12 protein-coding genes and 1 pseudogene are annotated in these 13,244 nt (G+C 48.4%); 5 read left to right on the top strand and 8 right to left on the bottom strand.

Translation table 11 applies throughout. The annotated features are described in order from the left end of the window. Both ACLQ7H_RS15335 and ACLQ7H_RS15330 read left to right on the top strand, forming a co-directional pair. A partial coding sequence (locus tag ACLQ7H_RS15335) for a DUF2931 family protein (RefSeq protein ID WP_411753431.1) occupies window positions 1–329 on the top strand: 329 nt, incomplete at its 5' end. 6 nt (window positions 330–335) lie between these two features. Beyond that, window positions 336–995 (top strand): annotated as a pseudogene (locus tag ACLQ7H_RS15330) (DUF2931 family protein). A gap of 126 nt (window positions 996–1,121) precedes the next feature. Here the strand turns inward: ACLQ7H_RS15330 and ACLQ7H_RS15325 are convergent. From ACLQ7H_RS15325 to ACLQ7H_RS15305, 5 genes are all read right to left on the bottom strand, one after another. After that, complete coding sequence (locus ACLQ7H_RS15325) at window positions 1,122–1,730, bottom strand: DUF1062 domain-containing protein (protein WP_411753430.1); 609 nt, start codon at window positions 1,728–1,730, stop codon at window positions 1,122–1,124. A gap of 329 nt (window positions 1,731–2,059) precedes the next feature. Continuing rightward, complete coding sequence (locus ACLQ7H_RS15320) at window positions 2,060–2,221, bottom strand: hypothetical protein (RefSeq protein WP_411753429.1); 162 nt, start codon at window positions 2,219–2,221, stop codon at window positions 2,060–2,062. Window positions 2,222–2,563: 342 nt separating this feature from the next. Next, on the bottom strand, window positions 2,564–2,953 hold the full coding sequence (locus ACLQ7H_RS15315) for a DUF4440 domain-containing protein (protein WP_411753428.1): 390 nt from the start codon (window positions 2,951–2,953) through the stop codon (window positions 2,564–2,566). 136 nt (window positions 2,954–3,089) lie between these two features. Beyond that, the gene (locus ACLQ7H_RS15310; protein ID WP_411753427.1) at window positions 3,090–4,553 is read right to left on the bottom strand and encodes a pyridoxal phosphate-dependent decarboxylase family protein; all 1,464 of its coding nucleotides are present in this window, start codon (window positions 4,551–4,553) and stop codon (window positions 3,090–3,092) included. Beyond that, the gene (locus ACLQ7H_RS15305; protein WP_411753426.1) at window positions 4,546–5,943 is read right to left on the bottom strand and encodes a diaminobutyrate--2-oxoglutarate transaminase; all 1,398 of its coding nucleotides are present in this window, start codon (window positions 5,941–5,943) and stop codon (window positions 4,546–4,548) included. Before ACLQ7H_RS15305 ends, ACLQ7H_RS15310 begins: the two co-directional genes overlap by 8 nt. Window positions 5,944–6,546: 603 nt before the next feature. Here ACLQ7H_RS15305 and lysC point away from each other — a divergent pair. Next, window positions 6,547–7,908 (top strand): lysine-sensitive aspartokinase 3, encoded by a 1,362-nt coding sequence (gene lysC, locus ACLQ7H_RS15300; RefSeq protein ID WP_411753425.1) that lies wholly within the window; start codon window positions 6,547–6,549, stop codon window positions 7,906–7,908. Between the two features lie 89 nt (window positions 7,909–7,997). Here the strand turns inward: lysC and ACLQ7H_RS15295 are convergent, their stop codons facing one another. The 3 genes from ACLQ7H_RS15295 to ACLQ7H_RS15285 all read right to left on the bottom strand — a co-directional run bounded on the left by ACLQ7H_RS15295 (window position 7,998) and on the right by ACLQ7H_RS15285 (window position 10,325). Then, complete coding sequence (locus tag ACLQ7H_RS15295) at window positions 7,998–8,777, bottom strand: ATP-grasp domain-containing protein (RefSeq protein ID WP_411753424.1); 780 nt, start codon at window positions 8,775–8,777, stop codon at window positions 7,998–8,000. 49 nt (window positions 8,778–8,826) lie between these two features. After that, window positions 8,827–9,237 carry an ASCH domain-containing protein gene (locus ACLQ7H_RS15290; RefSeq protein ID WP_411753423.1) on the bottom strand — a complete coding sequence of 137 codons (411 nt, stop codon included), beginning with the start codon at window positions 9,235–9,237 and terminating at the stop codon, window positions 8,827–8,829. A 137-nt stretch (window positions 9,238–9,374) separates the two neighbouring features. Beyond that, on the bottom strand, window positions 9,375–10,325 hold the full coding sequence (locus ACLQ7H_RS15285) for a LysR substrate-binding domain-containing protein (protein WP_411753422.1): 951 nt from the start codon (window positions 10,323–10,325) through the stop codon (window positions 9,375–9,377). A 360-nt stretch (window positions 10,326–10,685) separates the two neighbouring features. Between ACLQ7H_RS15285 and ACLQ7H_RS15280 the strand changes: the two genes are divergently transcribed. Then, the gene (locus ACLQ7H_RS15280; RefSeq protein WP_411753434.1) at window positions 10,686–11,972 is read left to right on the top strand and encodes an amino acid permease; all 1,287 of its coding nucleotides are present in this window, start codon (window positions 10,686–10,688) and stop codon (window positions 11,970–11,972) included. Window positions 11,973–12,012: 40 nt separating this feature from the next. Next, window positions 12,013–13,197 carry a cystathionine beta-lyase gene (gene metC, locus ACLQ7H_RS15275; protein ID WP_411753421.1) on the top strand — a complete coding sequence of 395 codons (1,185 nt, stop codon included), beginning with the start codon at window positions 12,013–12,015 and terminating at the stop codon, window positions 13,195–13,197. The last annotated feature ends 47 nt before the right edge of the window (window positions 13,198–13,244 follow it).

Here is a 13,244-nt window from a genome sequence, read left to right as displayed (position 1 = left end):
TGATAGATAAAAGGGTGTATGAAACCCATCTGACCTTACCAAACTCGGTGGTGGAAAAGATGCGTAACCCAAGTGGGAAAAGTGATCCGTTCAATAATACCTATGACAAAGTGCAAATAGGTCTGGCTCCCGAAGGAAAGGTGGTGGTGTGGGTGGTTGGCATAGGTTCGGAGCCTAATTATCGCATTACGCCGTCAGTCCTGAAGACGTTATCCGGAGATGATTTAAAAATTTGCAAAGGAATAACACGGTTTTCTAACGGCTATGAATATGGGGGAAATACTGAGGATTTTATCAAAGGGAAAACCTATCCCTACGGCAATTGGTAGCAGACATTGTTCCTAACCCGTCTGGCGGGGCTTCTTCCGGTACTGGCGCTGATGGCGTGCCACGGTGCGGGCCAGCCCGAGGCTTCTGTCCAAAACGATGTGCCCACCGAGTGGAAATTTAATTTTTTCACGCCCAGGGCGCTACCCGCACTGGTAACGTTTGTCTCAATTCTTGATGCTGACGGTATTGATTACCGGTTTAATACGTTGGACAGCACCCCGGACCTGGATAAAGTCATCGGCAATTGAAATGATAGCGATCGGGCACCTGGAGGGCACTGGAATCACGTTAAACATCCCCCCAGGCATATTCTGTTTTGCTGGGACTCCGTGATTGATAAAAGAGTGTATGAAACTCACCTGACCTTGTCTGACGCCGTTGTAGAGAAAATGCGCAAACCCAGCGTGTATAAGGATTATCAGGGTAATATAGGGTATTACGAAAACATACAAATTGGTCTGGCTCCGGGAGGTAAGGTTGCAGTCTGGTTACGAGGCATCGGTAATCAGCCTAATTATCGCGTGACGCCATCAGTCTTAAAGACTGTTTCCAGGGATAAATTAGAGCTTTGCAAAGGGATAACCAAGAGTGATTTTTCTTATGGATATGGCAAAGACATAATAGATTTTATTAAGGGGAAGGCGTATCCGTATGGTAATTGGTAGCTATCATGACTGCCTTTATCTTATGCCACAGGTAATGGTTATTCACCTGAAGCTCACCTTGGGTCTTTCCGTCTGTTGAGTTATTGCCATACTGGCGTAGTTGACCTCAAGATGAGCTTCTTGCTTTTAACGACGCGTCAGAACGATCCTGCGTTGGGCGTACAGCGTTTCCGCAGACAGCTGAAACTTATATTCCGCTGCCTTCAGCTTTCGCGATTTAAGCATTTTCATCGTGACGCCACTTATTTTCCCTGACTCAATCCGTCTCTTGATTTCGCCTGTGCTCAGCATGAGTTGCTTCTGCAAAATCGACAGCAGGCTGACCTGAAAAGAACGAGAAATCCTGACGCTAACCCTGACCCGATTGCGGGGAGATATGCTGACCGACCACCGCTCCTGAATGCGAAAATCAGGCCGACCCGATAGCTCGGCGTTGTTTCGCTTCAGCGTCTCTTTATCATAGGCAAAATGTTGAACCATAACGATATCGTTCGCTATCAACCGCTGATAAAGTTCAGGATTAATTTTTCTGACGTGCAGGCGTGAAAATAGGGATATATTCCAAGTGTAGTCGCAGTGCGTGCACTTATAGATACTCCAGATATCAAGCAGCTTCTTTTGCGAATTTATCCGAATAGCCCCCGAAGGCGTGAAATCCCGTTTTACGCTGCATGAAGGGCAGCGTTTCGCAATGCGCTGATACCCCACGGGCGTGACGGTCCATGTAACTTTCATAACGTACCTTTTTTAACCCATACAAAACCGGATCCGAACTGAACGGACCATGGATGTTTATGTATGAAAAATATTTATAAGATATTTTTCAGTGGGTTAAAAAAAGATTTCCAACGCTACAATCCTGTCGATGATCAAAGAGAGATGTCGAGACTATCAAAGCGGCATTATCGGGTAAATGAGTTCAATCAATATTCATGATGGTCACGGCAGGATCTATTGATCTGACACGCTAAACGCCGTGCATGAATTCTGTATGTTTAAGACAATCAAACGACAGAAGGAGCGCTTTATGACACAGCACGAACAATATAGGTGTGCATAATGTGTTACTCGTTATGTTGAAAAGGCCGTAGCGAAATGGGTTGGCCGAGAAAGTTATGATTGGTGGTTGGGCTAGGTTGCTTGATGGAAAGGTTATCTTTGCTGATCGCGATGATGGGATATTGGCCAAGTTTGGCAAAGGCCGAGACAGTTGGGTACTCGAACAACCGTTCGATCCTTACCGGTCAACTGCAAATGAAGAACAAGCTTTGTCGGTTGCATCAGCGGATTGCCTTGGTTGAGATTTGGTACTGAAAAAGTCAGGTAAGAGCATCAGATTGGCTGACCAAGTGAATTTTTCGACTTTGACCAATGAAAGACAATGACAGCACCAGATAACCAGATTCCACGTACCGTTACCATGGTGCGCATAATGTATATTATGTTAAATTGCATTGTGAGTTACGCACCAGGTTATCCCGCTAGGCTTATCTCACCTCACCTTCACGCTTTACCTGCTTGGTTTCCTAGAAGTTGGTTCATGAGTTCGAGTTGATGCTCAATCGGTTTCAATCCTCGATCGGTGTTCCTTGATGAAAATGCATCTGCCAATGGCCTCCGCTCTCTGGTGACGATTGCAACCAGATCGAAGAACGCTCGGCGCGGCGAACCATGCTGCCATCCGCATCACGTTGAAAACTTTTATACCTCAACAATACGGCACCATCGGCAATCGCCACCAGTTTGAACGCTTCGGCAAAAATCCGTGGCTGACCGCTTTCTACCTTTAGCGCCGCAATGGTTTGCTGTCTGTCATAGTGCAGCCCGGAACAGCCGATCTCTTCAAAGTCGTCATGCAGCAATTCTCCGACGATATTGGCATCGTTGCGTGTTGCCGACTGATGGAGTTGGACCTCCAATGATTGGATCACTGGCAAAAGCTGTGCAATATCGTTCAAAACGCCCTCCTTTTTGATCGCGCTACGTGAAATCTGAGAATTAATGGCTGTCATTATCCAGCAGATTTCACCAGCGGCAACATTTTGGCTGCGTCGAGTCGCCTGGCAACTCGACGCAGATTCGGCAACTAAAGGATTACGCGTTCAGCAATTTTTCAGCCGTTTCTTTCACGCTGGTCAGCAAGACTTTTACGTCTTCCAGGCAAACCGTTGGGTTCAGCAGCGTTAGCTTCAGACACGTTACGCCGTCCGCTTCAGTTACCCCAACGTTGGCGCTACCTGATGCCAACAGGACATCGCCGATACGCTGGTTCAACAATGCGATAAACGCACGATCGCTACTTTGCGGGCAGAAACGGAACAGTACGCTTGCCAGTTGCGGCTGCATAACAAGTTCTAAATGTGGCTGTGCAGAAACATACTCAGCAACTTGTTGTGACAGTGTAACGCCGTTATCAATGATTTCGGCGTACTGCTTTTTACCTAAAGCTTCTAGGCCCATCCACAGTTTCATGGCATCAAAACGACGTGTGGTTTGCAGTGATTTAGACACCAGATTCGGCACGCCGTGCTCTTCGTCAAAATCAGAGTTCAGGTACGCCGCCTGATAACGCATCAGCTCGTAATGACGTGCGTCTTTCAGCAGGAAAGCACCACAGCTGATGGTCTGGAAGAACTGCTTGTGGAAATCCAGGGTCACGGAGTCTGCGGATTCCAGGCCGTTCAGATAGTGGCGATACTTCTCAGAAAGTAACAGCGCCCCTCCCCATGCGGCATCAACGTGAACCCAGATATTTTCCAACGCGGCCAGCGCGGTGATATCCGTTAACGGATCAATCGCACCCGCATCGGTCGTACCGGCGGTGGCCACAATCGCCATCACCTGCTCACCGTTGGCTTTTGCCTGCGCCAGTTTGGTTTTCAGGTCAGCGAGATCCATGCGCGAGAACGCATCGGTTTTCACCTGGGTGACTGACTGGTAGCCCAACCCCATCAACGCCATGTTTTTTTGCACGGAGAAGTGCGCGCTTTCAGAGCAGAACACTTTGATTTTGCTCAGATCGCCCGTTAAACCATGCTGTTGAACGCAGTGTCCCTGACGCGCAAAGAACGCATCCCGCGCCAGCATCAGCCCCATAAGGTTACTCTGGGTGCCGCCACTGGTGAACACACCGGCATCACCAGCGCTGTAGCCTATCTGCTCACGCAGCCACTCGATGAGTTTGATCTCAATGATAGTTGCTGACGGGCTTTGATCCCAGGAGTCCATACTCTGGTTAGTGGCGTTGATCAGTACCTCTGCAGCCTGGCTTATCACCAGGCTCGGGCAATGTAGATGCGCCACACATTGTGCGTGATGTACAGAGAGGCTGTCCTTGAGGAAATACTCAACTGCACGCTCAATGGCGGCCTGGTTACCCAGGCCCTGAGAGGTAAAGTTCAACTGGATGCGCTCGCGCAGCTGGTCGACGGTTTTACCCTGATACATTTCAGGCTGCTTTAACCATTCGATAACCGCTTTGCTGCTCTGCTCAATGGCATCCTCATAGGCGGCGATACTCTGCGCCGAACCGGAGAGAATTGGGTTGTTATCAGACACGATCGTTATCTCCGATTAAACCGGCGCCCAGCAAGGCATTTTCAAATTTATCGAGGAAAATTTCCAGCTCAGCGTTGGTGATCAGCAGAGACGGCAACAGACGAAGTACGCAACCATGGCGGCCACCACGCTCCAGAATCAGACCAGATTCGAAGCATTTTTTCTGCAGCAATGCCGAAAGTTCACCATCCGCCGGGTAGCATCCCATGTGATCCTTTGCTTCGTTAGGCTTCACGATCTCAATGCCGATCATCAGGCCCAGGCCGCGTACGTGACCGATAACCGGATAACGTTTTTGCAGTTCGGCCAGTTTGCCTTTCAGCCACTCGCCCTGGGCGGCAACTTTATCCGCAATGGCGTTGTCTTTAAGGTGCTTAAGCGTGGTCAGACCGGTGGCCATTGCCAACTGGTTACCGCGGAATGTCCCGGTATGGTGGCCTGGCGCCCATGCGTCAAACTGTTTTTTGATGCCCAGTACGGCCAACGGCAGACCGCCGCCGACAGCTTTAGACATAACGATGATATCTGGCTCGATACCTGCGTGTTCAAACGCGAACAGTTTACCGGTGCGGGCGAAACCAGCCTGGACTTCGTCGATGATCAGCAGAATTCCATGGTCCTGCGTGACTTTACGGATGCGCTGCAGCCACTCGACCGGCGCCGGGTTCACTCCGCCCTCGCCCTGCACCGCTTCGAGGATCACCGCCGCAGGTTTGCGTACGCCGCTTTCCACGTCATTGATCAAGTTTTCGAAGTAGTACGTCAGCGCTTTAACGCCTGCGTCGCCACCAATACCCAGCGGGCAGCGGTACTGATGCGGATAAGGCATAAACTGCACTTCCGGCATCATGTTGCTGACGGCTTCTTTTGGTGACAGGTTACCGGTTACGGAGAGCGCGCCGTGCGTCATACCGTGGTAGCCGCCGGAGAAACTGATGATGCTTGAACGACCGGTAACTTTTTTCGCCAGTTTGAGCGCGGCTTCAACCGCATCAGCACCAGACGGACCGGTGAATTGCAGGCAATACTCTTCGCCCTGACCCGGTAATAAAGAGAGTAAATAAGATGAAAATTCATCTTTCAGAGGTGTGGTAAGGTCCAGCGTATGTAACGGTAAGCCGCTGCTGATGACACTTTGAATGCTTTGAAGCACGTCAGGATGATTATGACCCAGCGCCAGAGTCCCGGCGCCTGCCAGACAATCAAGGTATTGATTATTTTCAACATCAGTAATCCATACGCCCTGCGCTTTGGCAATGGCCAAGGGTAGTTTACGGGGATAGCTTCTGACGTTAGACTCAAACTCGGCTTGTCTTGCTAAAAAGGTATCATTGCTTTGTGGTAATGAATTAGCACTTAAAGTATCAATACGGACTTTATCCGTCATCATATCACTCCCACAACCTCGGGTATTATTAACGCCGGGTTGAGTAAAGGTTAAAGGAATTGGCTGTAAAAGCGCGGCCAATATATAGTATTTTAATGGTGTACTCAATCATTTGTTTTACCCTATCGCCAACCCTTTAAAATCAATGTATAACAATAACTTACCTTTTGGCATGCATTAGATTTTGTTACCAATATCGTGCAAAGCATGACGAATACCCAGATTACATACAACGTCATGAAACCCTTCGGTTTGATATGGTTTTATTCTTTTGTTACACGATTTTACCGTTAACAATGCTGGGTATTGAGCTGTAAGACACTCTTTTTCACTGATTTATTGTCAAATATAATAAAAATCTCGATCCATAAAGATAAATCACTTACTATGGCGCGCTTATTTGCACTACCCGTAAATAAAGAACTAATGCGCATCACACCGGTAACGCGTAAGAGGCAATACACGTAATCGACAACAGGATGCTTTCCTGGGTTGTCATCAGAAATGTTCGCGGGCGGACATTTCGTAAGGCGAAGCGTGCTTCCCTTATGCCGAGAATGAAAATTTTCTAGCCATCTTTTTATGGCGCCCTGATATGAGATTGTTATGACACGCATTTATCCACAATTCGTCGTTGCCAAATTTGGCGGCACCAGTGTTGCCGACTTCGACTCGATGAATCGCAGTGCCGGTATTGTTCTTGCAGATGACCAGGTTCGTCTGGTCGTGTTGTCTGCCTCCGCGGGGGTCACAAATCTATTGGTTGAACTTTCTGAAGGGTTGGAAAGTCGTGATCGTATGGATAAAATTGATACCCTTCGCACTATCCAGTACAACATTATTTCCCGCCTGAAAGCGCCGTTGGTTATTGGCAAAGAAATAGACCAACTCATTGAAAATATTGCCCATCTTGCCGAAACGGCATGGGCAACGCCTTCCACGGCGCTGAGTGATGAACTGGTCAGCCATGGCGAGTTGATGTCGAGCCTGTTATTTGCTGAAGTGCTTCGTGAACGTGAAGCGCAGGCAGAATGGTTTGATGCACGTAAAGTCATTCGAACCAACAGCCTTTACGGTTGCGCCGAACCCACTATCAACCTTGTGGAAGTTCAGGCTGAAGCCCATCTGCGCCCGCGTATTGAGCAGGCGATTGTTATCACCCAGGGTTTTATCGGCAGTGATGACGCTGGGCATACCACCACGCTGGGCCGGGGCGGCAGCGACTACACTGCTTCCCTGCTTGGCGAAGCCTTGCAGGCCGCACGTGTCGATATCTGGACTGATGTGGCCGGGATCTACACTACCGATCCGCGCATTGTGGCGCAGGCCCGGCGTATCGACCATATCTCTTTTTCCGAAGCCAGTGACATGGCCGCTTTTGGGGCGAAAGTGCTCCATCCGGCGACCCTGTTACCTGCGATGCGGAAAAATATCCCGGTCTTTGTTGGCTCCAGTAAAAACACCGCTGCCGGTGGAACGCTGGTTCGCCGCGAGGCAGAGAATCCACCACTTTATCGCGCCATTGCCGTTCGTCGTAAACAGACGCTGCTGAGATTGCACAGATTGCATGCACAACCGGCATACACATTCTTTGCCGAAATGTTCGCGATCCTGGCAGAACATCAGGTTGATGTGGATCTGGTTACCACCTCCGAGGTTTGCATAGCGCTGGCCCTGAACTCCACGGGATCCACTTCGGGAGAAGATCACACCCTGACCACCGCGCTGCTTACTGCCCTCTCTTCTCATTGCCGGGTCGAGATTGAAACCGGGCTGGCCTTGGTCACGCTGATTGGCAATCAACTCCATCGTGGCGCGGGCGTATGCCGGGATACCTTTGCGGAGCTTGATGAGTATGCCGTACGCATGATTTGCCATGGCGCATCCAATGATAATCTTTGCTTCCTGCTGCCAAGCGACGTCGCTGACGGCGCGGTTATTGCGCTACACCGTAGATTATTTGAGTAAGTGAAATCGGGGCGTTTACGCGCCCCTGAAACGTCTGCCTTTTTGATTGTGCTTTGTGAAATCTGACCAACAAAGCGTCTTTGCGGCTCCTATGACGCTATAAACATCCGGACAAAACGCTCCACTGGCCATTCCTTGATGTCGGATACCTGCCCATCCCCGATCTCGATAAGCCGAAGCTGGCCCACTTCATTTTCAACCATATCGATGGAGAAAAATGGAGCATCGATGAGCTGCGCGATTTCAATAACCACTTCTGGAATATTACCGTCTGCAGAGAACACTTTACCATTCAACGAAAAATATCTGCGCTCACTCTCGGGGACAAAATTTTCGAAACGCCTGAGGCTGACTCCCCCTTCAATTTTCCCACGGAAGTGCTCAATGGCTTTCAACACTTCGCGGATCTCATCAGCATTTACGGCAACAGAGCCTCTGGAGGTGGTTAATGATTTAACATAATCCTTAACGAAGTAACACGGCCACTTAAGCCGATCGGTCAGCTTATCGAAATCAGCCTCTGCACTGACCAATACGGTCTCCGGCGTGTACTGTTGGCAAATATCGTACCAGCCGGTGATGTAATGACACCGAATATAATCGTCAAACGATTCAAGCATTTGCCCACCGCTTAACGAAACGGCTCTATGGAGTTGCTGATATTCTTCCGGGCTTAACATCCATCCACGCCATATTACGGGGGTATCTGACTCAAGATTTTGAGAGAATCTGTATTTTCCCATTGAGACGTGTTCAGATGACAGCAACACACAGGTCAATCCATTCTGTCTGGCGCAGTTAAACTCCTGCTCAAAGGTTTCATCGGCCTTGGCAGGTTTAAAATAATCACTGGGATAAATCAGCTGCATTTAAATTCACCCTATTTTAATTTATTTTACGGTACCGCAAGATCATATATTACAACAACTCGACCAGTTCAAACTCTTCTACTACCAGTTCCATTGTGTCGGAGTAACCCCCTTCTCTTTGGAAGAACTCTTTGTGCCCTTGCTTCCAGTACCTGAGGCTGAGATCTCCCTCGCCTTCTTTTTTCGCAAGTTCGTCTGTCACATCACAGAAACGAATTACCCGCATAGCGATCGTCCTAATGACGCAGACTGGATCACCCTTGCCATTGAGGATAATGCTGTAGCCGCCGATCGTTGGCGATTCTTCTTCATCTTTGAAAGATGAAAGCGAACCACACGTTGCGGTTTTTACCCCTTTAATAACCAGGTCTGCTAGCGTGTCTGCCATTTCGGCGGAATCGCCAAATGGCCATGCAACGGCCCCCGGATACTTTATCTTCAGGTTTTCAATGATAGTCACTATTAAATCCTTTTAAATCAATTTATTAAAAATTAGATTACTCTCGAGGTAGCAGACTATCATCTCTCCGCTATTTCGCACCAAGCGATTTTTTGAAGAAAGTTGCCATCTCGGTAATAATGCGTTGACAAACACAACTACCCTGTCATCCAATCGTCCCAGGCAGGGGCCACAGAGATTTTTTCCACAATAAAATCAATAAAGCTTCTCACCTTGGGGTCTTGATAATGCCCTGGATGGTACAGTGCGAAAAGATGGTACTCATGCTCTTTAGCTTCATGCTCCAACAAGATTGGGATCAACTCGCCATTAGCGATATGGTCACCCAACATGTAGGTTGGCAGATTGACGATCCCCTGATGATGGAGCGCCGCCTCTAGCAGCCCCAAGGTACTGTTCACTTCAACGATATTATTGATTTTTAACGAATGACCATCGCCGCCAATAAAGTGCCAGTTATCGGAAACGTTTGGATTGATCAGGCAGTCGTGATCCTCCAGGTCTGCCAGGGTTTTCGGCAGGCCACGCCGTTCAAAGTAGCGCCGGCTGGCGCAATAAACCCAGTTGATCTTACAGATTTTGCGCAAAGCAAAGTTGCTCGGCGGGTGCGCAGTAATACGCAGCGCAATATCAATGTTCTCTTCGTTAAGGTTGACGCTTTGGTCATTCAGATCGACTGACAGCCTGACGTCTGGGTTGATCTCTCGATACTCACTGTACAAACGCATCAGGTGAGTAACGCCGAAGGCAATTGAACAGGTGATTTTGAGCTGGCCCTGTGGGTGGCTGCGGAAACTGGAGGTGTTAACCAAGGAGTCATCCAGATCTGCCAGCAGGTGCTGTGCCCGAAACAGCAGATATTTGCCTGGCTCGGTCAAAATCAGGTTACGCGTGGTCCTTTTCAGCAAAACGATGCCAAGGTACTCTTCCAGTTGGGAAATGCTGCGGCTCACCGAAGACGGTGTCAGGTTCAACTTCAGCGCTGCGGCAGAAAAACTGTTACATTCAACGACCTTGATAAAGATTTCCAACTGCCGGAAGATGGCATAGTTGTCGATTTTTGCCTTGAATGAAACTGACGACATCATCTGCCGGTACCCCTTTGTGAATTCATATGGTCGTATGGATCTGATATCAGACTAGCAAAAATACGCTAACTTAGTAAAATTCCTATACATTATAATTGACTATACTCACTAGATTGCGACGCTACCAACCCTTTCAGTCAGTTTTCATAAAAAGGGCGTAAAATAAGACAGCCATCAACTTTTGCGTTTCACGCACAAGTATTTTCATTTAATAACACCGCTAACGGCTTTTAGTTTTACTTACCAGTACGTACTATGTTTCCATGTCAGATAAGGTTACCTCTGACAAACGCGATGTTTTACATAACTTCTCATTTCGTGAGAACACTGCTGTGATAATCTTGCGACAGGAAGACAATGATGAATAGCATAATAAATACAGATATCAAGTCTAAAGACGCGTATAAAAGCATTCCATTTACCCGATATGACTTCGGCTGGGTTATTCTCTGCATCGGTATGGCCATCGGTTCTGGCATTGTTTTTATGCCGGTTCAAGTGGGCATTAAAGGCATTTGGGTATTTATCACCTCGGTTATCATTTCTTATCCAGCGATTTATTTGTTGCAAAGTCTTTACCTTAAAACATTATCAGAAAGTGAAGACTGCGAGGACTACACCAACGTTATAACGCAATATCTCGGGAAAAACTGGGGGTTTTGGTTAGGTATCGCCTATTTCCTGATGTTACTGCACGGTATGTTCTCTTACTCCCTGGCTGTTACCTTTGACAGTGCCTCCTATATCCAGACCTTCGGGCTGACGGAAGGCCTGCTGTCAGACTCTATGTGGTATGGGTTGGTGGTATTGGTTGCATTAGTCAGCATTGCCGCTCAAGGAGAACGCTTGCTGTTCAAGGTCTCCGGGCCGATGGTGTGCGTTAAATTTGGGATTATCGTTGTATTAGGGATCGTGATGGTTCCACATTGGAACTTAAATAATATTACCGCCTTCCCTGCTCTGCTGCCATTTATGCGCGACGTGTTTTTGACATTACCTTTTACCCTGTTTTCAATTCTGTTTGTTCAGATACTTAGCCCGATGAACATCGCATATCGCAAAGTGGAATCGGATAAACGTATCGCCACCTATCGAGCTATCCGCGCTAACCGTGTGGCTTATATTATCTTGGCGATTGCAGTACTGTTCTTTGCTTTCTCGTTCACCTTTGCTATCAGCCATGAACAGGCCGTTTCCGCTTTTGAGCAAAATATCTCCGCATTAGCCATTGCAGCACAGGTCATTCCCGGCTCTGTTGTAAGAGTAATGAGCGCCCTGCTGAATATTTTTGCCATCTTAACCGCGTTTCTTGGTATTTATCTGGGTTTCCAGGAAGCGATCAAAGGGATTGTTACCAATATTATCTGCCGTTTTATTCCGGAAGAAAGAATTAATCAGAAAGTGCTTCACGTTGCCATCAGCGTTGGTGTTGTGTTGGGGCTGTGGGCGTGGATTTCAACCCGCTTCTCTATCCTGTTCTTTATGCAACTGGGGAGCCCTTTGTTCGGGTTGGTGTCATGCCTGATCCCTTGCTACCTGGTTTATAAAGTCGAAGCACTTCATAAGTTTAAGGGACCCGCCGTTTGGTTTATCACTTTCTTCGGCATCTTGCTTTGCCTGTCTCCATTCTTTAAGTTTTTCGAATAAACGATGCGTGTAGATATCACCCTATTCAACGAGGTTAGCAATGAGTAAATTACCAAATTCGGATTTCAGCATCGGTACCCGGATCACACAGATCGGCAGAGACCCTGCCAAACAGTCCGGATTTGTCAACGCAGCGGTTTATCGGGGGTCAACGGTTATTTTCCCTACCGTCAGCGATATTGAACATAACCGAGCTGAATTCAACTATGGGACGATGGGTACACCAACGATCGCCAATCTTGAAAATGCGTGGAGCGAGCTGGCTGGTGCAGCAGGCACGGTGCTTTCACCCTCCGGGCTGGGCGCAATTGCGCTGGCATTGCTCACCACGTTGAAAGCAGGCGATCACCTGTTAATGCCCGACAGCGTGTACAAACCGACTCGCCTGTTTTGTGCCGGGATGTTGGGCAAAATGGGGATCGAAACCACCTACTATGATCCCTTGATTGGCGCGGACATCGGCACCTTGTTCCGCCCTAATACCACTACCCTGTTCTTGGAATCCCCTGGTTCTCAAAGCTTTGAAATCCAAGATATTCCAACCATGACGGCAGCGGCAAAACAACACGGGATCGCCACCATCATTGATAATACCTGGGCAACGCCGGTATTTTTTCGCGCCCATGAGCATGGTTGCGATCTTTCCGTGGAGGCGGGAACCAAGTATTTGGGCGGGCATTCCGATTTACTGATGGGCGTGGTTTCAGCCAATGAAACCTGGTGGCCTAAATTACGTGAAACCTATGATCTAATGGCAATGCTGCCGGGTGCAGAAGACTGTTTTCTCGCCCTGCGGGGTTTAAGGACCATGTACTTACGCTTGAAGGAGGCCGAAAAGCGTGGGCTGGAGATGGCTCATTGGCTAAAATCCCGCCCGGAGGTATTGAAAGTGCTCCACCCCGCTTTCCCTGATTGCCCAGGGCATGAATTCTGGAAACGCGACTTTAAAGGCTCATCAGGCCTGTTCTCGATCATTTTGCAGCCGGAATATACTAAGGCTGGCGTTGATAACATGTTGGACAACATGTCGATTTTCGCCATGGGTTACTCGTGGGGCGGTTTTGAAAGCCTGGTGATCCCGTTTAACTGTGCCGAATACCGCACCGTTACGCAGTGGCAACCCGGTGGCCGGGCGTTGCGCTTGCAGATTGGTTTGGAGGATATGGATGACCTGAAAGCCGATCTGGAGCAAGGCTTTAAAAGATTGAAGCAATTTGTTTCGTAATTTTCATCAAGGTGACCACCTAGGCGGTCACCTGACCATTCCTGCCG

The sequence above is a fragment of the Serratia sp. (in: enterobacteria) genome, from assembly GCF_046715635.1.
Classification (GTDB): Bacteria; Pseudomonadota; Gammaproteobacteria; order Enterobacterales; family Enterobacteriaceae; genus Chania.
The sequence above is the reverse complement of the archived record's forward strand: the minus strand, read 5'-3'. Positions and strand labels throughout refer to the sequence as shown.